Source organism: Pseudonocardia oceanicola, assembly GCF_047200735.1.
In the GTDB taxonomy this organism is placed as follows: Bacteria; Actinomycetota; Actinomycetes; order Mycobacteriales; family Pseudonocardiaceae; genus Pseudonocardia.
Genome location: NZ_JBJZON010000020.1, coordinates 102,394 through 124,825 on the forward strand (window position 1 = coordinate 102,394; position 22,432 = coordinate 124,825).

Genomic DNA, 22,432 nt, shown 5'->3' on the forward strand with positions numbered 1-22,432 from the left:
GCTCGCCGGATGAGCCAGCCCTCCGTCCTGCGCTCGGCCGTCGTCCCCGCCGCCGGTCTGGGCACGCGTTTCCTCCCGACCACCAAGGCCGTGCCGAAGGAACTGCTGCCGGTCGTCGACACCCCCGGCGTCGAGCTGATCGCCGCCGAGGCCGCCGAGGCGGGGGCGCAGCAGCTGCTGATCGTCACCTCCCCGGGCAAGGAGTCCGTCGCCGGGTACTTCGAGGCGGCACCCGACCTGGAGAAGACGCTCGAGGCCCGCGGCAAGGAGCCGCTGCTGGAGAAGGTCCGGCGCGCGCCGGGGCTGATCGAGGTCAAGACGGTCTACCAGTACGAGCCCAAGGGTCTCGGGCACGCCGTGGCCCAGGCCGAGCAGGCCCTCGCGGAGGACGAGCAGGCGATCGCGGTCCTGCTGCCGGACGATCTCGTCCTGCCCACCGGTGTCCTCAACCGGATGATCGAGGTGCGCGCCGAGAAGGGCGGCAGCGTCCTGTGCGCCTTCGACATCCCGAAGGAGGAGATCTCGCCCTACGGCGTGTTCGACGTCAGCGACACCGGCGACCCGGACGTCAAGCAGGTGCACGGCATGGTGGAGAAGCCCTCCGCCGAGGAGGCGCCCTCGACCTTCGCCGCCGCCGGGCGGTACGTGCTGGACCGGGCGATCTTCGACGCGCTCCGCCGGATCGAGCCCGGGGCGGGCGGCGAGCTGCAGCTCACCGACGCCGTACAGCTCCTGATCGACGAGGGCCACCCGGTCCACATCGTGGTCCACCGGGGCGGCCGGCACGACCTCGGCAACCCGGGCGGCTACGTCCGCGCGTTCGTCGACTTCGCCCTCCGGCACCCGGATTACGGCGCGTCCCTGCAGACCTGGCTGCGGGAGCGCCTGGAAAACTGACGCCGTGCGGAGTGTCGACGAGCAGCTCAAACGGGTCCTGGAGATCGCGGTCCGGCCCGCGCCCGTGCGCGTGGCGATCTCCGACGCCCAGGGTCTGCGCAGCGCCGAGGAGGTCGTCGCCTCCCGGGCCCTGCCCGGCTTCGACCAGGCCGCGATCGACGGCTACGCGGTGCGCAGCGTCGACGTGATCGGCGGCAGCGAGGGCGAGCCCGTCGGACTGCCGGTGGTGGGCGAGATCCCGGCCGGGTCACGTCAGCCGTTGCGCCTGCAACCCGGCCAGGCCGTGCGGGTCAGCGCGGGGGCACCGCTGCCGACGCTCGCCGACGCCGTCCTGCCCGTCGCACACACGGACGGAGGGTCCGCGCGCCTGCAGGTCAGCCGCGGAATCCCGTCCGCGGCGTTCGTGCGCCGGGTGGGCGAGGACATCCAGCCGGGCGACGTCGCCGTGCGCCGCAACGACGTGATCCGCGCCGCCCAGGTCGCGCTCCTCGCGGCCGCCGGCCGGGACAAGGTGCTGGTCCATCCGCGCCCCCGGGTCTCGGTCGTCACGATGGGCGACGAGCTGGTCGACGTCTCGCGTCCGGCCTCTGCCGGACACGTGCCGGACGTCTGCTCCTCCGCGCTGGCGGCCGCGGCCCGGGAGGCGGGCGCCGAGCTCCCGCGCCCGCCGCGGCTGGTCCGCTGCGACGCGCGCGAGCTGCGGTCCGCCGTGGAGGACCTGCTGCCGTTCAGCGAGATCGTGGTGGTGTGCGGCGGCGCCGGCGGCAACGCGGGCGCCGAGGCGAAGGCGGCGTTCACCGGACTGGGCGAGATCGACACGACCCGGGTCGCGATGGTGCCGGGGTCGTCGCAGGCGTTCGGCCGGCTCGGGCGGGACGCGGTGCCCACCTTCCTGTTCCCGTCCAGCCCGGCCACCGCGCTGGTGCTGTTCGAGGTGTTCGTCCGGCCGCTGATCCGGCTGGGTCTCGGCATGCCCGACCCCTACCGCCGGGTGGTCTCCGCGCGCCTGACCTCACCCGTGTCCTCGCCCGAGGGGCGGCGCTCCTACCTGCGCGGGCGGCTGCTCCGCGAGGTCGCCTCGGGGGACTACCTCGTGCAGCCCCTCGCCACCGGCGGCACGCACCTGCTGGCCACCCTCGCCGAGTCCAACGGACTGATCACACTGCCCGAGGCGACCACGGACGTCACGGTGGACGAGCGTGTCGACGTCAGCCTGCTGTCCGTGCGCAGGTAGCGCGCGGTGGCCCATACGCTGTCCGAGTACGGCGGGCGCCACCCGGGTTGGCCGGCGCGGCTCGGGCCGCTGACCGTCGCGGGCGGCCGGGTGGAGCTGCGTCCGGTGAAGCTCTCGGACGGCGCCGCCTGGTCCGAGATCCGCATCCGCGACCAGCAGCACCTCGTCCAGTGGGAGCCGTCGACCCCCGGCGGGTGGGCCCGGCGCAACTCGCCGGGGGAGTGGCCCGGCCGGTGGTGGCTGCTGCGGTCGGCCGCCCGGCGCGGCGCCGCGCTGCCCTTCGCGATCACCCTGGACGGCCGGCTGGTCGGCCAGGTCATGATCGGCAACGTGGTGCGCGAGCCGCTGCTCTCGGCCTACGTCGGCTACTGGTGCGACGCCCGGGTCACGAACAAGGGGGTCACGACCGCCGCCGTCGCGCTGGCCGTCGACCACTGCTTCGGGTCCGTGGGGCTGCACCGGTTGGAGGCGACCGTGCGTCCGGAGAACGGACCCAGCCTGCGGGTGCTGACCAAGCTCGGCTTCCGCGAGGAGGGGCTCTTCCGGCGCTACCTCGACGTCGACGGGGCCTGGCGGGACCATCTCTGCTTCGCGCAGACCGTCGAGGAACTGCCCCCCGGAGGCCTCGTGGCGCGGTTGGTCTCGGAGGGCCGGGCCTCGCGGGCCTGACCTCGCCGAACGGGTGGCCGAGGGCCACTTCGGGGCGATGCTTCGTCGCGGGTGGTAGTCACGTGTGCACCAATTGCCACACCCGCCCCGGGGGAATCGACGAACCGGTGGGCGATGACGGCGCGTCGTTCGCCGAATCCCGCGTCCGTGCTCACTACCGTGGGGACTCCGGGCGTGATCTTGGCTCCGGACACCGGAGGGGATCGCGTCTCGACTGCGCCGTTCGGGGGGAGGAAGCAGCCGTGCCCAGCTCGCTGATCTTCGCGGGTCTCGTGGTGATGTGGCTGCTGATCCTCGTCCCGGCGGTCGCGCGACGTCAGCAGGAGGTCGTGCGGCCCAGTCCGGCCGCGCTCTCCGGCCGGGTGCTCGCGCGGCCCGTGCGGCACCGGAGTCTGGAGGTGTACGGGATGGACACGGACGACGAGCGCGCCGGAGGCACTCTCGCGACGAGCACCGAACCCGGCCCGGGGACCCGCGTGCCCGCCGCCCGCGAGGCCGCCCCCGACGAGCGGGACGAGCCCGGCGGGCCCGAGGCGGACCGGGACGACGCCGAGGGCCGGGCCGACGTCGACGATCTCGACGCCGAGCGCGACCTCGACGAGCGCGGGGTGAGCGCGGACGAGTACGACGAGGACGACCGGTACGACGTCGCCGAGCCCGACCTCGCCCGGCTGGCCGGCGACGGGCGTGACCTCGTCGGGCGTGACCTCGTCGGGCGAGACGAGCGTGACCTCGACGAGCGACACCTCGACGAGGACGACCTCGACGGATCCGTCGTGGGCGATCCGGCCGAGGGCGACGCGGCCGCGGGCTACGACGAGTGGGACGAGGGGGACCGGCACCGCGAGGGTGGGGGCGCCGACCCGGGCGGGCACGAGCCCCGGCCGGACGACGAGGCCGACGACCGGCGCTGGGAGCGCCCGCCGGCGGCGTTCCGTCCCGGCCGCGGCGGGTTCGACCCCGAGGCCGCCGCCCTCGCCGCCCGCGCCCGCTACGCCTTCCGACAGCGCGTCGTGGTCGGCCTGCTCGTCCTGGCCGTGGTCACGGCCGGTGCCGCCCTGCTGGTGCTGCCCGCCCTCTGGTGGGTGCACGGCCTGGTCGATCTCGCACTCGTCGGGTACCTGGTCTACCTGCGCCGCCAGGTGCGGATGGAGGAGGCGATCCGCGCCCGTCGGGCCGCCCGGATGGCCGGCACCCGGCGCCCGCAGGCCGCCGACGACCCCGCCCTCGACGAGTGGGCCCGCCGCGGCCGCGAGGCGGCGTCCGGGCACCGCGACGAGTCCGCGGAGGCGCGCGGCCGCGCCGAGGCCGCCGAGGACGAGGACGACGGGCTCGGCGGCCCGGTCGACCCGGGGTACGCCGCCGAGGCCGACGAGGACTGGACCGCCGACGACGGCGAGCCGGACCGCGTCCGCGGCACCGGGGAGCCCGTCGGGGTGCTTCCGGCGAAGCGTCGGACGGTCGACGGGGACGCCGACGCCGAGACCGGCTTCGAGCCCGCCCTGCCGCGCCTCCAGCCGGCCCCTCCGCCCCCACTGCCCGCAGGGACGCAGCTGGTCGACGTCGACGAGGACGACGACGAGGTGCCGCTCGACACCCCCGCGGGCCTGCGCGGCGCCGCAGGGGCATACCGCCGTGCGGCCGGTGAATGACGGCTGATATGGTTCCTCCTGCACGGCCGGAAGGCCTGCAGGCCTGGGGCTGTAGCGCAGTTGGTAGCGCGTCTCGTTCGCATCGAGAAGGTCAGGGGTTCGATTCCCCTCAGCTCCACCAAGAGGGATTCTGTGTTTGCCAATGACCCCTGCGGGAGGCGCGGGCTGCGCGCGTGAGCAGTTGACGCGGCACCCGTGAGCTGACCGTTTTGCCCGGCTGAGGCGTCTCCAGGACCAAGGCCCGTACGTGGCTCGCCTCGTCTCTGCGATGCTGCCTGCACGAGGTCCGAGGGGTCCGGAACCCTTTCACTTCGAGGTCCTGGCAGTCGAGCCCCGAGCTGCCAGGGCCGCCGATCGGTCCGGCGGGCCCGAGGCCGCAGCGAGCACCGCCAGGCCCCCGGGGGCCGGGTGCGCGGGGACGGCCTCGACCGCTCATGGGCTGGTCCCCCCTCCACGGGCGGTCGAGACCGTCAGATGGTGCGTCGCGCTCGGTAGCGCCTTCGTTACCGATGGTCCGGCAACAGGAGATCCGCGGCGGTGCCGCGATACCCGGCCGACGTGGCTCACCCCAGGGCAAGGCCGGCGAACGCCCGCCGTCAGGCCGGTGGGATGTTCTGGTTCAGGTGGAACAGGTTGCCGGGGTCGTAGGTGGCCTTGACCTGGCGGAGCCGTTGGTAGGTGGGGCCGTAGTTCTCCGGGGCGCGGGCCGCGTCGTCGGGGCCCATGAAGTTGATGTACCCGCCCTCGGTGCCCGCGTAGGGGTGCACGGCGGCGTAGTAGTCCCGGACCCACGCGATGTTGGCGTCGTCGTCGGTGGGCGGGTCCCAGAACGCGCCGATGACCATGGCGTACCGCGCGTCGCGGTGACCGAATGCCGTGTCCTGGGCGCCGACCCGCGCTGCAGCGCCGTTGATGGGGTAGAGGTGCATCGTCGAGGCGACCGTCGGCGTCCGAGGGCCGTGCTCGACGTGCGTGGCGATGGCCTCATCGGGCAGCTCGCGCACGAAGTCGGCCTTCCAGTACTGCCGGATGCCCTTGTGGAACAGCCCGTCGAAGGCCGCGTTGAGCGCGGGGTAGGGCATCGGCCCGACCAGTTCGGCTTTGACCTCGGCGACGTCGCGGAAGGGTTTGATCGCCTGCTCGCCGTCTTCCGGCCGCCCGCTCCAGCAGGTGACCATGGCGCAGAACACGTCGCCGTGGCGGTCCTCGGGGATGAACGGCAGTGGCGGGGCCAGCTGCCAGCCGAAGAACGCGCCGAGCTGCTCGGGGGCCTGCTGGATGTAGTCGTCGTACGCCCGCATCACGGCCGGGGCATCGGCGACCTCGTACAGCAGGGGGCCGCCGTAGATCGTCTCGACATCGTGCAGGGCGAGCTCGAGGGCGGTGACCACGCCGAAGTTGCCGCTACCGCCGCGCAGCGCCCACAGCAGGTCCTCGTGCTGGTCCTGGCTGACCAGGCGGAGGCGGCCGTCGGCGGTGACCACCTCGGCACCGACCAGGTTGTCGCACGACAGGCCGCAGCCACGGGTCAGATAGCCGATGCCGCCGCCCAGCGTCAGGCCGCCCACCCCGGTGGTGGAGATGATGCCGCCGGTCGTGGCCAGGCCATAGGCGTGGGTGGCGTGGTTGAAGTCTCCCCAGGTGGCGCCGCCGCCGACGCGGGCCGTCTTCTTGATCGGGTCGACGAACACGTTGTTGAGCGGCGCCAGGTCGAGCACGACGCCGCCGTCGCACGTCCCGAACCCGGGCGCGCTGTGCCCGCCACCGCGCACCGCGAGGTCCAGGCCGGCCTCGCGGGCGTAGTTCACCACGGCGGCGGCGTCGGCGGCCGAGGTTGCCCGCACGATGAGCGCCGGACGGCGGTCGTGCATCCCGTTGTGGACCCGGCGCTGCTCGTCGTAGTCGTCCTCGCCCGGCTCGATGACCGGACCGCGCACCTGCTCACGCAGCTCGGTGATGGTTGTCATGATTCCTCCCTGCAGTCCGTACCGAAATGTCAACGACGCAGAAACGCTCGCCCCTCATCTGCTCCCCGTCGACCAGACGTCACCGGGGCCAAGCCGCTGGGTGTGACGGTTGCGAGCACCGCCGGCACCCCGTTCCCGTGGTTCGCCACTGTCCGAGCCGGCGGTGTCGGCCTGCACTGCGTCGTCGCCACGACGCTGTCGCCGGCGGTCGCCCCCAGGTGTCCTGCCCGCCGCACCAGCCCGGTTCGCGGGCAGCGTGCCACCCCCGTGCACGCAGGAGCTCACCCGCTGCGGGCGAGGCCAGAGGATGGGGACGGCCCTGCCGGGAGTGGGAGCAGCCAGCGCCGGCGCGGCGGGCTACCGGCGAGTGGTTCGCTGGGGCGGGGGGCGAGAGGCTGCCAGACTGGGCGCCCGACGAGCGCGGACCGGGCGCGCCGACAACTAGCGGAGTGGGTGCGCGATGACCGCGGAGCTTCCCGCACTGGCGCGTCTCGCCCTGACGGCCAGGGTCGCGGCGTGGTGTGTCGGGCTGGTGTGGCGATGAGCTCCGAGCCGCCCGCCGCCCCGGATCTACCGTTCCCGGTCGTGGTCACCGTGGGGTCGGGTCACGTGGTCAGCGCGGTCAACGAGGTGGCACGCCGCGAGCTCCCCCGGCTAATGATCGGCCGTGCGGTGGCCGAGACGTCGCCCGAGCCGGAACTGCTGGCCGCGCTGGACCGGGCGGTGGGGGACGGGGTCGCGGCTGCGGTCGACTTGGTCGAGCCGAGTGTCACGCTCGGCTGCGTCCCGACCGGTGCGGGTGTGCTGCTGTACGGGGTGCCGCATCGGCCGCTGCCGGCCGGTGCGCGGGCCCGCGGCGCCGCCCTGCAGCGGCTCGCCGGCGCGTTGCTGGCCGCACCGACCCCGGAAGCGATCGGACGGGTCGCGGTCGCCACATCGGTCGAGCTGCTGGGCGCCGATGCCGGCGTGTTGTTCACCCGAGCCGAGCCCGAGGCGCTGATTGCGCTGTTCAGCACCGGGTGGCCGGCGGACATGCAGGCCCGCTACCGACGCGTCGAGCTGCGCCGCGGGCGCCCGCTGTCGGATGCGGTGCTCGACGGCGCACCGGTGTGGATCGAGGACGCCGCTCAGTGGGCCGCGCGCTACCCGGAGATGGCGCCGCTGGGCACCGCGGGCTCCCGCGAGGCGACCGCCTGCCTGCCGCTGCGGGTGGAGGGCCGCGACCTGGGCGCGATGGTGTTCAGCTTTGGTGCCCCGCGCAGGTTCCTGCCCGACGAGCGCGCCTACCTGGAGGCAGTTGCCGCGCTGTGTGCGCAGGCGTTGGAGCGGGCCCGGCTGCTGGTCGTCGAACGCTCGGCGCGCACGCTCGCCGAGCGTGAGCGCGACCGCATGAAGTTCCTCGCCCGCACCGGCCAGCTGATGGAGGCGCCGCTGTCGGTCGAGGAGCGCCTGCAGCGCCTGGCCGATCTCGTCGTGCCGGAGCTGGCCGACTGGTGCGCGGTACACCTGGTACGTGACAACGAGGTCGAGCAGATCGCCGTCGCCCACGACGACCCCGCCAAGCTCGACTTCGTGCTGCGGCTGCAGGAGCGCTACCCACCGGATCCGTCCGCGCCCGGCAGCGCCTTCGAGGTCACCCGCACCGGTGAGCCGGCGTTCTTCCCCGAGATCCCCGACGAGCTGCTCGTCGCTGGCGCCGAGGACGCCGAACACCTGGCGCTGATTCGCTCGATCGGCATGAGTTCGGCCCTGGTGGTACCGCTGACCGTGCGCGGGCGCAGCCTGGGCGCGCTCACCCTGGTCCACGCCGAGTCCGGGCAGCGCTTCGACGAGCTCGATCTGGCCTTCGCCCAGCAAATCGCGGCCGGCGCGGCGGTCGCGCTGGACAACGCGCGGCTGTATGAGCAACAACGGCGGATCGCGCACACGCTGCAGGCGGCGCTGCTCCCCACCGCCCTGCCCGACCCACCGGGACTGCGACTGGCCGCCCGCTACCGGCCGCAGACCGACGAACGCGCCACCGTGCAGGTCGGCGGGGACCTCTACGACGTCGTCGCCACGCCCGAACCCGGGCGGTGGGCCGTGGTGGTGGCCGACGTCTGCGGCAAGGGCCCCGACGCCGCTGCGCTCACCGCGCTGATCCGGCACACCCTGCGCGCCGAGGTGGCCCACGGCCTCGGGCCGGTCGAGGCGTTGCTGCGGCTCAACGAGGCGATGCTGCGCGAGGCGCGGGCCCCCGGCCGGTTCGCGACCGTCGCGCACGCGCACATCTCGGTCGGTGACGACGGCACGGCCACGGTCACCCTCGCCGGGGCCGGGCATCCACCCGCGCTGCTGCGCCGCCACGCCCCCGAGGCCGAGCCGGCAGGCAGGGCGGTCGAGGCGGCGGTGGAGACGGCCGTCGAGGTGGTGGCGATGTCGGGGACGCTGCTGGGCGTGTTCGCCGACGTCGCGCTGAGCGCGACGACCATCCGGCTCGGGCCGGGGGACATGATGGTGCTCTACACCGACGGGGTCACGGAGGCGAGGGGCGTGGACGGCTTCTACGGACTGCAACGCCTGACGCGGCGGGTTGGTGCGGTCGGCCCCCGATCGGCCGACGCCCTCGCCGAGGTGCTGCTCAGCGACATCGTCGCCTTCCAGCAACACGTTCCGCGCGACGACATCGCGCTGCTGGTCATCGAGGTCGCCCCATGACCGCCGCGACCGGAGGTGGCAGCACCGTCGAGGTGGTGCTCGACGGCGAGCTGGACATTTCCAGCTACGGGCATGCCGTACGTCGGGTCGAGCAGGCCGAGCGCGGGGCGCCCGGACTGCTGGTGGTCGACTTGTCCCAGCTCGCGTTCGTCGACTCTTCCGGGGTGCGGCTGGTCCTGCTCGCCGACGAACGGGCCCGCGCCGCCGGGCGGCGGCTCGCGGTGCGGTTGGGCAGCGGCCCGGCGCTACGCGTGTTCGAGGCCCTCGGTCTGATCGACAAGCTCGAGGTGCTGCCGCCGCGGCCGTTCGACGAGCCGATGCCCGAGCCCCCGGCCGAACCCACGCCCGGGCCGGCGTCGGAGGTTGAGGCATGACGAGCGCTACCGCGCTGCGGGCCACGATCGACCTGCCGGCGATCCCGCGCAGCGTGCCCGCCGCCCGTGGCGTGCTCGCCCAGCTACTGTCGGCCTGGGCGGCCGAGCCGCTGCGCGAGCACGCCGAGCTGCTGGTCAGCGAGCTGGTGACGAACGTGATCCGGCACGTGGGCGGGGACGCGGCCCTGCAGGTCGAGGTGCAACTGACCGCGCCGGTGCTCCGCGTGACGGTCGCCGACAGCTCGTGACCACCCCGGCCGCCCGGCGCGCCCCCTCGGCCCATGGCGGGCACGGCATGCTCCTGCTCGCCGCCATCGCCGACCAGTGGGGAGTGCAACAGCACCCCAACGGGAAACGGGTGTGGTTCGGGCTGCACAAGCAGGACCTGACACGCCCAACCTAGCCCAGCCCGGCGCGACCACCGCCGAACAACAAGGCGGCAAGCGCAGCCAATTGCACCCACCAGGGAGATGGCCGGCTATCCGGCGAACCGGGGCAAGGTCGGACCAGCCGGTTGAGAAAGGTCTGTGTTTCGAACTGCTTCCTGTGAGGACCAGAGGCACGGCGGGTCGCGGAGGCGTTGCGGGCATCCTGGGCGGCATGACCGCCGCCGCTCCGCCCCGCCGGATCCGGCACCGCGCCCTCGCGCTCGTGGTGCTGGTCGTCGCGCTGCTCGCAGCGGTCGCCGTGGCGGACCCCTTCCACCTGCTGTTCGCGCCCTGGTACGCGGGGGTGCTGGTCGGACTGGGGATCGTGCTGCTCACGGTGTGGGCGGCGCTGCAGGCCCGGCGCACGACGTGGCGGATCGCGGTCGCCGCGGCGGGCCTGCTGGTCACGGCGGTGTGGGTGGTGTTGACCTGGGCCTCGGTCGTGTTCTCGCCCGGGCTCGCGACGGTTCGCGAGGTTCCGGGCCCGCCGGGCTCGCGGCTGCGGCTGGCGCTGGTGGAGACGAGGACCTTCGCGGCGGACGGCCCGGCCTACTCGGTACGCGCCCGGGCGGGCAGTGGCCCGTTCCTCCAGGACTCGCCGGTGTGGGTGGGGCTCGGTGAGGGTGTCCCGCCCGCGGAACTGCGGTTCGCGGACGACCGGACCGTCGAGGTCGTCCCGGCCCGGGGGTGCGGCTACCGCTCGACGGTCGATCCGGTGACCCTCGCCGTCGATCCGGTGCACCGGCCGTTGCGCCTGGACGGCTGTTGAGCCTGCGGTTCGTCAGTCCGGCTCGGCGGGGGCGATGGCGGTCGGCGGGACGAGCCCCGCGTCGCCCGGCTGCAGCACGACCATGGTGAACCGCACCGGTCCCTCGCCCGCGCCGGAGTAGCGATGCGACACGTGCGCCTGGAACATCACCGTGTCGCCCTCGCCGAGCTCGTGCTCGACGGAGCCGACCCGCAGGCCGAGCCGCCCGTGCCGCACGGACAGCACCTCGGCCGTGCCGATGGGATGGGCCTCGCCGTCGAACGCGTCGCCGGGCTGGAGCGTCCAGTCCCAGAGCTCCACGACGTCGGGCGGGTCGGTCCCGATCCGGAACACCGCGGTGCTCCCGGCCTCGCTGCTCCACAGCGGCACCGCCTGCTCCGCCCGCCGGACGACGACGCGGGGCATCGCGTCGTCGTCGACCAGGGAGGTCACCCCGACCCGGAGGGCCTCGGCGAGATGCACCAGCGTGCCGATGCTGGGATTGCCCCGCGCGGTCTCGATCTGGATCACCGTGCCGCGGCTGACCCCGGAGGCGGCGGCGAGCGCGTCGATCGTCATCCGGCGCTGGTGGCGGAGCGCGCGGACGTTGCGGCCGATCGCGAGGGCGACGTCGTCGGGAGACTGCACCGATCCATTGTGTCGTACCTCGGCGGATACTCGGTTGTACTTCACGGGCGGGGCCCCGTAGCGTTCAGTGACGTGTTCGTGCTCGTCCATTCCGCTGTACCCCGCTGATGGCCGGTGTCGCCGCGCCGTCGGCCCTGCTGTCCGCCGCGACCTACGGCTTCGCCGACTTCGCCGGCGGGCTGGCCGCCCGCCGCGCGCCCGTCCTCACCGTGACCACGGTCGCCCAGATCGCCGGACTGATCGCGCTCGTCCCCGGGCTCCTGCTGGTGCCCGGCAGCCCGAGCGGGTCGGCCGCGTGGATCGGTGCGCTGGCCGGCCTCGCCGGCGCCTGCGGGCTGTTGCTGTACTTCCGCGGTCTCGCGGTGGGGCCGATGGGGACGGTGGCGCCGCTGTCGGCCGTCGTCGCGGCCGGCCTGCCGCTGCTGGTCGGCATCCTCGGCGGGGAGCGCCCGGGGCCGCTGACGATCGTCGGCATGGTGGTCGCGTTGGTCGCGATCGTGCTGGCGACCGCGGGGTCCCACCGGGAGAAGGCCGCGTTCACCGGGGTGCTGCTCGGCCTGGCCTCCGGCGCGGGCTTCGGCCTGTTCTTCGTGATCCTCGACGCGACGCCGGCCGACTCGGGTCTCTGGCCGCTCGTCTTCGGGCGCATGGCGTCGGTGACGCTGCTGCTGCTCCTCACCGCGGTCCGGCGCCCGGGCCGGCCCGGCAGCATCGGGCTGATGGTCGTCAGCGGGGTGCTCGACTCCGCGGCCAACGTGTTCTTCCTGCTCGCCACCCGGGTCGGCGCCCTGGGCGTGACGTCGGTGATCGTGGCGCTCTACCCGGTGGCCGTGGTGCTGCTGGCCCGGGCGATCCTGCGCGAGCGCCTCACGGCGGTGCAGCTGGCCAGTGTGGTCCTGGCCCTGGGGGCGAGTGTCACCCTGGCCTCGGGCTGACCGGCGACCGCCGGTACCTGCCGGGTCAGCGCCAGGAGGGCAGCCAGAGCTCGGCCTGCCAGTGGGCGGGCGTGATCGGCAGGCCGACGAGGATCGGCCACAGCCAGGCGAAGTTCGCCACCACCGCGCCCACCCACAGCGCGACGACGAGCAGGCCGGTGCGCCGGCGTTCCGAGCCCGCTCTGCGGGCCCGGCCCAGGATGTCCCCCATGACCAGCACGGTCGCGAGCACGAGGAACGGTGCCACCGGCGTCATGTAGAAGAAGTACATCTGCCGGTCGATGTTGAGGAACCACGGCAGGAAGCCGGCGGCGTAGCCGACCAGCACCCCGGCGTAGCGCCAGTCGGCGCGGGTCGCCGCGCGCCAGATCCCCCAGGCCAGGACGGGGACCGCGGGCCACCACAGCGCCGGCGTGCCGACCAGCATCACCGCGCTGGTGCACTCGGTGGCGTCGCACCCGCCGACCGAGTCGCTCGACTCGTAGAAGTAGAGCATCGGGCGCAGGCCCATCGGCCAGGTCCAGGGCTTCGACTCCCACGGGTGCGGATGCCCGGCCGGCGTGTCCAGCCCCTCGTGGAAGGCCAGGACGTGGCCGCTGTAGTACCAGAGCGAGCGCAGCGCGGCCGGCGCGATCGACCAGGTCCCGCCGGTCCCGACCTGGTTGCCGACGGCGTGCCGGTCGATCCCGACCTCGCTGCCGAACCAGGCCCACCAGCAGCCCAGGTACGTCACCAGCGGTACCACGAGCAGCGCCCACAGGGCCGGTGCCAGGTCGCGGCGCAGGGCCCCCACCCACGGCCGGGCGACGCCGGCCGCCCGCCGGGCCCCCACGTCCCACAGCACGACGAGCACGCCGAAGAAGGCGACCCAGTACAGGCCCGACCACTTCACCCCGCAGGCCAGCCCGAGCAGCACGCCGGTGGCCAGCCGCCACCAGCGCATCCCCAGCCGTGGACCGAGGGGGGACTCGCCGAGGCGATCCACGACGCAGGCGAGCCGCCCGCGCACGTCGTCGCGGTCCCGGACGAGCGTGCAGAAGGCGGCCAGCACGAAGAAGGCCTGGAACACGTCGAGCATCCCGACCCGTGACTGCACGTGCGACACGCCGTCGCAGATCAGCAGCACCCCGGCGAGGCCGCCGAGCAGGGTCGACCGGGTGAGCCGCCGGGCGACCCGCACGATCAGCAGGATCATCACCGTGCCGCAGAAGGCCGCGGCCACCCGCCAGCCGAGCGGGTCGTAGCCGAAGAGCCATTCCCCGATCGCGATCAGCTGCTTGCCCAGCGGTGGGTGCGCGACGAGCTCGTAGCCGGGGTTGTCCTCGACCCCGCCGTTGCGCAGCATCTGCCAGGCCTGCGGCACGTAGTGCTTCTCGTCGAAGACCGGGGTGCCGGCGTCCGTCGGGTAGCCGAGACCGGTGAAGCGCAGCACGCCGCCCAGCACGGCCAGCGTGATCGCGAGCAGCCAGCTGCGGGCGGTGTCGGTGGGCGGCGGCGGCCCGAGGCGCGCGGCCGGGTCCGGCTCCGGGGGCCGCAGCGGCGGGGGCGTGCCGATCGCGACCGCACCGGTGACGTCGGGTTCGTCCGCCTCCACCACCCGATCGGCGCGTCCGGTGGCGTGGACCGCGCCACCGGGCCCCACCGAGTCGAGCGAGCCGCCCGTTGAGGTCCCCACCCGCGCCCCGATCGGCTCCACCGGCCCGATCGTAGGCTCAGGTCCATGCTCGTTCTCGCCGCCACCCCGCTGGGCGACGCCCGGGACGCCTCGGTCCGCCTGCGCGAGGCGATCGCCACCGCCGACGTCGTCGCCGCCGAGGACACCCGGCGGTTCCGGGCGCTCGCCGCGGCCCTCGACGTCCCCGTGACCGGCACGGTGATCAGCCACTACGACGCGGTGGAGACCGCCCGGCTGCCCGGTCTGCTCGACGACGTCCGGGCGGGCCGGACCGTGCTCGTCGTGACCGACGCCGGGATGCCGGCGGTGTCGGACCCCGGGTACCGGTTGGTCGCGGCCGCGGCGGCGGAGGACCTGCCGATCACCTGCCTGCCCGGCCCGTCGGCCGTGACGACCGCGCTGGTCCTGTCCGGCCTGCCCTGCGACCGGTTCTGCTTCGAGGGCTTCGCGCCGCGCAAGGCCGGCGAGCGGTCGCGGTGGCTGGCACAGCTGGTGCGCGAGCCCCGCGCCGTCGTGTTCTTCGAGTCCCCGCACCGGCTCGGCGACACGCTGCGGAGCGCCGTCGAGGTGCTGGGCCCGGACCGCGCCGCCGCGGTCTGCCGGGAGCTGACGAAGACCTACGAGGAGGTCCGCCGCGGCCCCCTCGCCGAGCTGGCGGAGTGGGCGGCCGGGGAGGTGCGCGGGGAGGTCACCGTGGTGCTCGCCGGGGCCGCGCCGGCGGCGGCCCCGGCCGTGGAGTCCCTCGTGCCCGCGGTGCAGGAGCGGGTGGCCGAGGGCGAGCGGCTCAAGGACGCCGTGGCGGCGGTGGCCCGGGCGGCGGGCGTCGGGAAGCGCGAGCTGTACAACGCCACCCTGCAGTCCTCGTGAGGGCGCCCGCGGCGACCGGCGCCGCGCACGGGGTCAGCCACCGGCGCTGGGTGCCGCGGCGCGGACGGTGCGGCGCTGGAGGGCGCGGGCGACCGACTCGACGTACTTCGCCGCGATCGGGCCGGCGACGGCCATGATCAGCACGTAGGCCGTGGCGAGCGCGGCCAGCTGCTCCGGTACGGCGCCGGAGGACACCGCGAGCCCCGCGATGACGATCGAGAACTCGCCGCGGGCGATCAGCGCCGCGCCCGCGCGGGCCCGACCGAGCTTCCCGATGCCCTGCCGGCGGGCCGCCCACCAGCCCGTCGCGATCTTGGTCAGCGAGGTGACGACGGCGAGCACCACCGCCCAGCCGAGCACCGGCGGGATCGCCCGGGGATCGGTGTTCAGCCCGAAGACCACGAAGAACACGGCCGCGAAGAGGTCGCGCAGCGGCTCGAGCAGCCGGGTGGCGTTGTGCGCGGTGGACCCGGAGATCGCGATGCCGAGCAGGAACGCGCCGACGGCCGCCGAGACCTGCAGCGCCGAGGCGACCCCGGCCACGAGCAGGGCCGCGCCGAAGACCTTCAGCAGGAAGACCTCACGGTTCTCGCTGTCGACGACCGCGGAGACGTACCGGCCCCAGCGCAGCGCCACCAGCAGCACGACCGCGATCACGGCGAGCGAGATCCCCACGGCCGAGAGCCCCCCGAGCAGGGTCACCCCGAGCAGCAGGGTGGTGAGGATCGGCAGGTAGAGCGCCATCACGAGGTCCTCGAACACGAGGATCGACAGCACCACCGGGGTCTCGCGGTTACCGAGCCGGCCGAGGTCGGACAGCACCTTGGCCACGATCCCGGAGGAGCTGATGTAGGTGACCCCGCCCATCACCAGCGCTCCGACCGGACCCCAGCCGAGGAACAGCGCCACGGCCACCCCCGGTCCGGCGTTGAGCACGATGTCGAGCAGGCCGGCGGTCCAGGAGCGCTTGAGCCCGGTCGTCAGCTCGGCGGCGGAGTACTCCAGGCCGAGCAACAACAGCAGCAGCACGACGCCGACCTCGCTGGCCAGCGTGGTGAAGTCGCCGATGCCGCCCAGCGGCAGCAGCCCGCCGTTGCCGAAGCACAGCCCGCCGAGCAGGTAGAGCGGGATCGGCGACATCCCGATCCTCAACGCCAGCCGGCCGAGCAGGCCCAGTCCGAAGAAGACGGCGCCGAGCTCGATCAGTTCGAGCGCGGTGTGGCCCACGGGCTAGCCGTTCTTGAGGATCTTGACGGCGTTGTCGAGCCCCTCGGACGTGCCGACGGTGACCAGCAGGTCCCCGGCGGTCAGGGTGTAGTCGGGTGTGGGCGACGGGTGCGCCTGGCCTGCCCGCATCACCGCGACCACCGAGACACCGGTCCGCGTGCGCAGGGCGGTGTCGCCCAGCGGCCGGCCGTCGTAGGGGCTGGTGTCCAGCACCGGGATCTGCCGGGTGTGGATGCCGGGGAGGTCCTTGTGCTCCTCGGTGAGCTGCGCGACCAGCTGCGGCGCGCCGAGCAGGTTCGCCAGCGCGGCGGCCTCGTCGCTGGTGAGCGGCAGCTCGGCGAGGCAGGCGTCCGGGTCGTCGGACTTGGAGACGATCAGCTCGATCTGGCCGTCGCGATGGGTGACGACGCCGATGCGCCGGCCACTGCGCAGGGCGAAGTCCTTGCGCACGCCGATTCCGGGTAGGGGAGTGACCTCCACGTTCACCGCTCCACCGTACTGTGGCCGGCGAGCCGTACCGCGTGACGTCCGCGCGACCGGAGGGCCCGCAGGAGAAGGGCGCCCCGTCCGTCCCCACACCGTGTACGTACCTCTGCGTGGTGCCCGAAGGGGAACGCCCGCGGCCTCGTCCCCGGGGACTCACTCCCGGCCGTCGCCGGGCCTCACCGGACCGACAGGCACGCCTCGAACAGGCGGGCCGCGTGATCGACCACCAGGTCCCGCCCGACCGGGCTCTCCGGGTCGAACCACGCGAACAGCAGCTCGTGGAACCCGGCGATGCAGAACACGGCGGCGGCGTGGACCTCGCGCGGGTCGGCCGGGTCCGGCAGCCCGCCGGACCCCGAGCTGATCAGCGCGGCGAACCCGCGGTTGGTCGCCCGCCTGCGACGGCGCAGGGCCGGGCAGCCGATCGCCTCGACCAGGGTGACCACGTGGCGGGGGTCCCGCTCGACGTAGCCGGCCATCGCGTCCAGGCCCGCCCGGAGCTGCGCGATCCGGTTCCGCGGCGCCGCCTCCACGGCGGCCAGCACCAGTGCGGTGCGCTCCTCGGTGCCCTCGTCGAAGACCTCGCCCAGCAGGTCCTCGGGGGAGTCGTACTCGGCGGCGAAGTCCGCCTCGGTCAACCCGGTGGCGGCGCAGACGGAGCCGACCGTGACGGCCGCCCAGCCGGCGTCGGCCCACAGCTGCAGGGCCGCGTCCCGGAACACGGCGCGGCGGTCGGTGGCGAGCCCGTCGGCCCTCCGCGCCTCCATGCGGCACACCGTAGTCCCCCGACGCCGCGGCGGGCCCGGATCACCGGTCGTGGGTGGCGGGAACCGGCTTCGCCGCCGGGCATACGCTGGTCACATGAGTTCCTCCGTGCTGACCGCCGTGGCGTGGCCGTACGCCAACGGTCCGCGGCACATCGGCCACGTCTCCGGCTTCGGTGTGCCCTCCGACGTCTTCTCGCGCTTCCGGCGGATGACGGGCGACCGGGTCCTCATGGTCAGCGGCACGGACGAGCACGGCACCCCGATCCAGGTGCAGGCCGACGCGGAGGGCCTGAGCCCGCGCGAGCTCGCCGACAAGTACAACGGCGTGATCACGAAGGACCTGCAGGGCCTCGGGCTGTCCTACGACCTGTTCACCCGGACCACGACGTCGAACCACTACGACGTCACGCAGCAGATGTTCCTGTCGCTGTACAAGAACGGGTACATCGTCCCGAAGACGCAGATGGGCGCGATCAGCCCGTCGACCGGGCGCACGTTGCCGGACCGCTACGTCGAGGGCACCTGCCCGATCTGCGGGTACGACGGCGCGCGGGGCGACCAGTGCGACAACTGCGGCAACCAGCTCGACCCGGCCGACCTGATCAACCCCAGGTCGCGGATCAACGGGGAGACGCCGAAGTTCGTCGAGACCGAGCACTTCTTCCTCGACCTGCCGGCCTTCTCGGAGTCGCTGGGCCGCTGGCTGTCCACGCGCACGGACTGGCGGCCGAACGTGCTGAAGTTCAGCGCCAACCTCATCTCCGACCTCAAGCCGCGGGCCATCACCCGCGACCTCGACTGGGGCGTCCCGGTACCGCTCGACGGCTGGTCGGACAACCCGCTGAAGAAGATCTACGTCTGGTTCGACGCCGTGATCGGGTACCTCTCGGCCTCCGTCGAGTGGGCGCGCCGAGGCTCCGACCCGGACGCCTGGCAGCAGTGGTGGACCGACCCGTCGGCCCAGGGCTACTACTTCATGGGCAAGGACAACATCACCTTCCACTCGGTGATGTGGCCGGCGATCCTGCTGGGGCACAACGGCGCGGGTGACCGCGGCGGCGAGCCCGGTGCCTTCGGCACGCTGAACCTGCCCAGCGAGATCGTGTCGTCGGAGTACCTGACGATGAGCGGGTCGAAGTTCTCGACCTCGCGCGGCACCGTGATCTACGTCGGGGACTTCCTGCGGGAGTTCGGGCCGGACGCGCTGCGGTACTTCATCGCCGTCGCCGGGCCGGAGAACCAGGACACGGACTTCACCTGGGAGGAGTTCGTCCGGCGGATCAACTTCGAGCTGGCCAACGAGTGGGGCAACCTCGTCAACCGCTCGGTCTCGATGGCGCACAAGAACGTGGGCGCGATCCCGAAGCCCACGGCGCCCACCGAGGCCGACGCGGCGCTGCTCGCGACGTCGAAGGCCGGCTTCGAGGTCGTCGGGGACCTGTTGCGGCGCAACCGCTTCAAGCAGGCGGTCACCGAGGCGATGCGGGTGGTCGGCGCGGCTAACAAGTACATCTCCGACCAGGAGCCGTGGAAGCGCAAGGACGACCCGGACCGCCGGGACACGATCCTGCACACCGCGCTGCAGGTGGTGTCCGACGCGAACACGCTGCTCACGCCGTTCCTGCCGCACGCCGCGCAGAAGGTGCACGAGGCGCTGGGCGGCGAGGGCGTGTGGGCGGCGCAGCCGGAGATCCGCTCGGTGGAGGACCTGGGTGACGGGCCGGACTACTCCGTCCTGACCGGGGACTACACCGAGCAGCAGGCGACCTGGGAGTCCCGGCCGATCGAGGTCGGCCGCCCGCTTGCCAAGCCCACCCCGCTGTTCGCCAAGCTCACCCCCGAGCTCGGGGAGACCGGCCCGGAGTGGGCCCCGATCCAGACATGACCCGCCCGCTGATCGCGTTGTGGAACCACACTGCGCTCGGAAACAGTGTCGTGGGTCGTCATGGATCCATGACGCGAGTGGGCGCGGATGGCTAGGCGCGAGCGGCCGGAACCCCCCGAGCCGCTGGGCGCGTCGACCGTCGACGCCCACACCCACCTCGACGCCTGCGGGTGCGAGACGGCCGAGGACGTCGCCGCCGCGATGGACCGCGCCGCCGCCGTCGGCGTCACCCGCGCGATCACGGTGGCCGACGACCTCGCCGCCGCCCGATGGGCCGTCCGCGCGGCGCACTGGGACGAGCGGGTCGTGGCGGCCGTCGCGCTGCACCCGACCCGCACCGCCGCCGTCACGGACTCCGAGTTCGCCGAGATCGAGCGGCTGGCCGCCGACCCGCGCGTGGTGGCCGTCGGGGAGACGGGCCTGGACTACTACTGGGACTACTCGCCGCCCGAGGCCCAGCAGGCCTCGTTCCGGTGGCACATCGACCTCGCCAAGCGGCTCGGCAAGCCGCTGATGATCCACGACCGGGAGGCGCACGCGGATGTGCTGCGCATCCTCCGCGAGGAGGGCGCGCCGGAGCGGGTGATCTTCCACTGCTTCTCCGGCGACGCCGCGATGGCCCGTGAGTGCGCCGCGGCCGGTTACGTTCTGTCGTTCGCCGGCCCGGTCACCTTCCGCAACTCCGCCGCCCTGCGCGAGGCCGCGGTGATCCCGGACGACGACCACGTGCTGGTCGAGACGGACGCCCCGTTCCTCACCCCGCACCCGCACCGCGGGCGCGCCAACGAGCCCTATTGTCTACCGTGGACCGTCCGTGGCCTGGCGGAACTCCGCGGGGTGCCGGCAGCTGAGCTCGCCCGGACCACGGACCGCAACGCCGAGCGGATCTTCGGGCTCGCCGACCTGCCGCCCGCAGGGACTATGACGTCGCCCGACGGTCGGGCACCGCGCTCGGCGTAGCAGGGACGCCGTTCGGCGCTCCCGCGCGCGCCGGGCTCGTACCCGGCGAGCACGGCCCGTTACGGTTCCGTGATCGCCCAGCCGGGAGGGGTCCGCTCCCCAGCACCGGTGTGGCGACGCGTGACCGGGCGTTCCCCGACGCCGCCCGCTCCGGTCACCGTCGCGCACCGCCCCTGCCCGGTCCGACGACGTCTGGAAGCCAGTGGTCGACGTATCTGCGCGCGCGCGCCGGCGCGCGGTCCGGGTCCGCCTGGGACTCGAGTCGCTGGAGCACGCCGAGGGACCGGCCGCGACCGACGCGCCGGTCCTGCGCCCGGGCCCCTGGCTGGAGTACGACGAGGGCGGCGACGAGGGCCGGGACCCGGCCGAGGACCTGCGCGGGTACGCCGACTCCGGCGCGCCGGTCGCGGAGTACGTGCCGGGCTCGTGGTGGACCGAGGCCGACGAGGCGGGTCCCGGGCGGGCGGGGCCGGACGAGACGCCGGAGCGGACGCGGGGCGGGCAGGCGGGCGGCGCCTGGCTCGACCGCTCCGAGGACTTCCGCTCCGAGGACTTCGAGGACTTCGAGGACTTCGAGGACTTCGAGGCAGGGTCCCGCACCGCCCCGTTCCCCGTGATCCCGGTGGGCCCCGTGGTTCGTGCGGCTCCCGCGGTCGACCGCCCCGTCGGTCCCGGTGCGCTGGACACCGTCCCGGCGGGCGGCAGCTGGTTCGACGAGGCGCCCACGGGCGGAATGCCGCGGGTCGAGCCGGCGGGCGACCCGGTCACGACCGGCCGCATCGACACCGGCGGGTTCGCCTCGGTGCAGGACACCGGCAGGCTCGACTCCGGGGCCTTCACCGCGCTCGACGACACCGGGCCCGTGCATTCCGAGCGGTCCGCCGCGCTCGAGGACACCGGGCGGGTGGGGTCCGGGCGGGTGGCCGCCTTCGACGACACCGGGCGGCTCGACACCCTGCCCGATACCGAGCCCGCGACCGAGGCCTTCGCCGTCGTCGCCCCGCCGGCGCCCACGGAGCCCGCCGCGGAGCCCGAGGCCGAGCCGCTGACGGTCACCCCCGCGCCGGCCGCCGCGCCCGCCCGCCCCCGTCCGGCGGCCACGACCCGTCGCGCGACCCCGCCCGCCCGCACCGGCCGGAGGTCCGGTTTCGGGGCCCGCACCGTCGCCGTCGCCGCGCTGCTCACCCTGACCGCGGGCAGCGCGACGGCACTGGCTATGGACAAGGCCGTGACGGTGACCGTCGACGGCCGGGACCGTGTGCTGCACACCTACGCGGACGACGTCTCCGGCGTCCTCGCCGCGGCCGGCATCTCCGCGAACCCGCAGGACCGCGTGGAGCCCGCGCCGACCACCGAGATCGCCGACGGCGACCAGGTGATCGTCAACCGGGCGCGGATGCTCACGCTCACCGAGGGCGGGCAGACCCGCAACGTCTGGACCACGGCGTCGTCGGTCGACGAGGCGCTCAAGGGCATGGGCGTCGACGTCGCGCCGATCCAGATGTCCCTCGCCCCGGACACGAAGATCCCGATGGGCGGGCTGAACGTGCAGATCGAGGTGCAGCGCACCGTCACCTTCACCGACGGCACCCGCCCGCCCGAGCAGATGACCACGAGCGCCGGCACCGTCGCCGGGCTGCTGGCCGACGAGGGCGTCACCCTCGGACCGGACGACGTGTCGGTGCCGAGCAGCGACAGCCAGATCACCGAGGGCATGCAGATCCACGTCGTGCGCAACGGCGTCGGCGAGGTCGTCGAGGTGCGCCGGACCGACCCGCCGGTCGAGGAGGTCGAGGACCCCGAGCTGCCCCGTGGCCAGCGCCAGGTCGTCGAGCCGGGCGCGCCGGGCGAGCAGACCGTGGTCATGCGGGTGTACGTGCAGAACGGCCAGGAGGTCCGCCGCGAGCAGATCCGGGCCGGTGCGAGCACGCCGCCGCGGCCACGGATCGTCAAGGTCGGCACGAACGACGAGCAGCCGCCCGCCCCGGTCGTCACCGACGGCGCGGTGTGGGACCGGCTGGCGCAGTGCGAGGCCGGCGGGAACTGGTCGATCAACACCGGCAACGGCTACTACGGCGGCGTCCAGTTCGACGCCTCCACCTGGCGCGCCTACGGCGGCACCCAGTACGCGCCGCTGCCGCACCAGGCGAGCCGCGAGGAGCAGATCGCCGTGGCCAGCAAGGTCCGGGACGACCGCGGCGGCTACGGCGCCTGGCCCGCCTGTGCCCGCAAGCTCGGCCTGCCCCGCTAGCGTCCCCGCGCCCGCCGGCGTCCCCTGCCCGCCCGTCCCGCACGAACGGCACTCTTGTGCGGTAG

Annotated in this window: 19 protein-coding genes and 1 tRNA gene; 14 read left to right on the top strand and 6 right to left on the bottom strand. The window is 74.0% G+C overall.

The genetic code is table 11. From position 1 onward, the window contains the following. The first annotated feature begins 9 nt into the window (after positions 1–9). From ACL02T_RS25030 to ACL02T_RS25050, 5 genes are all read left to right on the top strand, one after another. Complete coding sequence (locus ACL02T_RS25030; protein WP_412833207.1) at positions 10–897, top strand: UTP--glucose-1-phosphate uridylyltransferase; 888 nt, start codon at positions 10–12, stop codon at positions 895–897. Between the two features lie 4 nt (positions 898–901). Beyond that, positions 902–2,131, top strand: coding sequence for a molybdotransferase-like divisome protein Glp (gene glp, locus ACL02T_RS25035; RefSeq protein WP_412833208.1), 1,230 nt, complete (start codon positions 902–904; stop codon positions 2,129–2,131). 6 nt (positions 2,132–2,137) lie between these two features. Further along, entirely contained in the window at positions 2,138–2,800 is a 663-nt protein-coding gene (locus ACL02T_RS25040) for a GNAT family N-acetyltransferase (RefSeq protein WP_412833209.1), read from the top strand. A 242-nt stretch (positions 2,801–3,042) separates the two neighbouring features. Beyond that, positions 3,043–4,452 (top strand): divisome protein SepX/GlpR, encoded by a 1,410-nt coding sequence (sepX, locus tag ACL02T_RS25045; RefSeq protein ID WP_412833210.1) that lies wholly within the window; start codon positions 3,043–3,045, stop codon positions 4,450–4,452. A gap of 45 nt (positions 4,453–4,497) precedes the next feature. Next, a tRNA-Ala gene (locus ACL02T_RS25050) sits at positions 4,498–4,573 on the top strand. A gap of 475 nt (positions 4,574–5,048) precedes the next feature. On the opposite strand, the gene ACL02T_RS25055 is transcribed toward ACL02T_RS25050, so the two are convergent. Next, on the bottom strand, positions 5,049–6,419 hold the full coding sequence (locus ACL02T_RS25055; protein ID WP_412833211.1) for an FAD-binding oxidoreductase: 1,371 nt from the start codon (positions 6,417–6,419) through the stop codon (positions 5,049–5,051). Positions 6,420–6,959: 540 nt separating this feature from the next. Here ACL02T_RS25055 and ACL02T_RS25060 point away from each other — a divergent pair. The 4 genes from ACL02T_RS25060 (at position 6,960) to ACL02T_RS25075 (ending at position 10,687) form a co-directional block, all read left to right on the top strand. Further along, complete coding sequence (locus ACL02T_RS25060) at positions 6,960–9,116, top strand: SpoIIE family protein phosphatase (RefSeq protein ID WP_412833212.1); 2,157 nt, start codon at positions 6,960–6,962, stop codon at positions 9,114–9,116. Next, complete coding sequence (locus ACL02T_RS25065) at positions 9,113–9,490, top strand: STAS domain-containing protein (protein ID WP_412833213.1); 378 nt, start codon at positions 9,113–9,115, stop codon at positions 9,488–9,490. The genes ACL02T_RS25060 and ACL02T_RS25065 overlap by 4 nt, the downstream gene beginning before the upstream one ends. Continuing rightward, positions 9,487–9,738, top strand: a complete 252-nt coding sequence (locus tag ACL02T_RS25070; RefSeq protein WP_412833214.1) for an ATP-binding protein — start codon at positions 9,487–9,489, stop codon at positions 9,736–9,738. The genes ACL02T_RS25065 and ACL02T_RS25070 overlap by 4 nt, the downstream gene beginning before the upstream one ends. A 352-nt stretch (positions 9,739–10,090) precedes the next feature. Then, positions 10,091–10,687: a hypothetical protein gene (locus ACL02T_RS25075; RefSeq protein ID WP_412833215.1), complete on the top strand. Its 597-nt coding sequence runs from the start codon at positions 10,091–10,093 to the stop codon at positions 10,685–10,687. A 12-nt stretch (positions 10,688–10,699) separates the two neighbouring features. On the opposite strand, the gene ACL02T_RS25080 is transcribed toward ACL02T_RS25075, so the two are convergent. Continuing rightward, a complete protein-coding gene (locus tag ACL02T_RS25080; protein ID WP_412833216.1) occupies positions 10,700–11,314 on the bottom strand; it encodes a helix-turn-helix domain-containing protein in 615 nt (204 codons plus the stop codon). 107 nt (positions 11,315–11,421) lie between these two features. On the opposite strand from ACL02T_RS25080, the gene ACL02T_RS25085 reads away from it, so the two are divergent. Beyond that, positions 11,422–12,249: an EamA family transporter gene (locus ACL02T_RS25085; RefSeq protein WP_412833217.1), complete on the top strand. Its 828-nt coding sequence runs from the start codon at positions 11,422–11,424 to the stop codon at positions 12,247–12,249. A gap of 25 nt (positions 12,250–12,274) precedes the next feature. Here the strand turns inward: ACL02T_RS25085 and ACL02T_RS25090 are convergent, their stop codons facing one another. Continuing rightward, positions 12,275–13,843 carry a dolichyl-phosphate-mannose--protein mannosyltransferase gene (locus ACL02T_RS25090; RefSeq protein ID WP_412833233.1) on the bottom strand — a complete coding sequence of 523 codons (1,569 nt, stop codon included), beginning with the start codon at positions 13,841–13,843 and terminating at the stop codon, positions 12,275–12,277. A gap of 126 nt (positions 13,844–13,969) precedes the next feature. On the opposite strand from ACL02T_RS25090, the gene rsmI reads away from it, so the two are divergent. Beyond that, positions 13,970–14,791, top strand: a complete 822-nt coding sequence (rsmI, locus tag ACL02T_RS25095) for a 16S rRNA (cytidine(1402)-2'-O)-methyltransferase (RefSeq protein ID WP_412833218.1) — start codon at positions 13,970–13,972, stop codon at positions 14,789–14,791. 33 nt (positions 14,792–14,824) lie between these two features. On the opposite strand, the gene ACL02T_RS25100 is transcribed toward rsmI, so the two are convergent. The 3 genes from ACL02T_RS25100 to ACL02T_RS25110 all read right to left on the bottom strand — a co-directional run bounded on the left by ACL02T_RS25100 (position 14,825) and on the right by ACL02T_RS25110 (position 17,271). Beyond that, positions 14,825–16,018: a cation:proton antiporter gene (locus ACL02T_RS25100; RefSeq protein ID WP_412833219.1), complete on the bottom strand. Its 1,194-nt coding sequence runs from the start codon at positions 16,016–16,018 to the stop codon at positions 14,825–14,827. A 3-nt stretch (positions 16,019–16,021) separates the two neighbouring features. After that, positions 16,022–16,504, bottom strand: coding sequence for a cation:proton antiporter regulatory subunit (locus ACL02T_RS25105; protein ID WP_412833220.1), 483 nt, complete (start codon positions 16,502–16,504; stop codon positions 16,022–16,024). Between the two features lie 176 nt (positions 16,505–16,680). Then, complete coding sequence (locus tag ACL02T_RS25110; RefSeq protein ID WP_412833221.1) at positions 16,681–17,271, bottom strand: TetR/AcrR family transcriptional regulator; 591 nt, start codon at positions 17,269–17,271, stop codon at positions 16,681–16,683. A 94-nt stretch (positions 17,272–17,365) separates the two neighbouring features. Here ACL02T_RS25110 and metG point away from each other — a divergent pair, with 94 nt between their 5' ends. The 3 genes from metG to ACL02T_RS25125 all read left to right on the top strand — a co-directional run bounded on the left by metG (position 17,366) and on the right by ACL02T_RS25125 (position 22,367). Then, complete coding sequence (gene metG, locus ACL02T_RS25115) at positions 17,366–19,156, top strand: methionine--tRNA ligase (protein WP_412833222.1); 1,791 nt, start codon at positions 17,366–17,368, stop codon at positions 19,154–19,156. A gap of 87 nt (positions 19,157–19,243) precedes the next feature. Then, positions 19,244–20,116 carry a TatD family hydrolase gene (locus tag ACL02T_RS25120; RefSeq protein ID WP_412833223.1) on the top strand — a complete coding sequence of 291 codons (873 nt, stop codon included), beginning with the start codon at positions 19,244–19,246 and terminating at the stop codon, positions 20,114–20,116. 202 nt (positions 20,117–20,318) lie between these two features. Next, positions 20,319–22,367 (top strand): resuscitation-promoting factor, encoded by a 2,049-nt coding sequence (locus ACL02T_RS25125; protein ID WP_412833224.1) that lies wholly within the window; start codon positions 20,319–20,321, stop codon positions 22,365–22,367. The last annotated feature ends 65 nt before the right edge of the window (positions 22,368–22,432 follow it).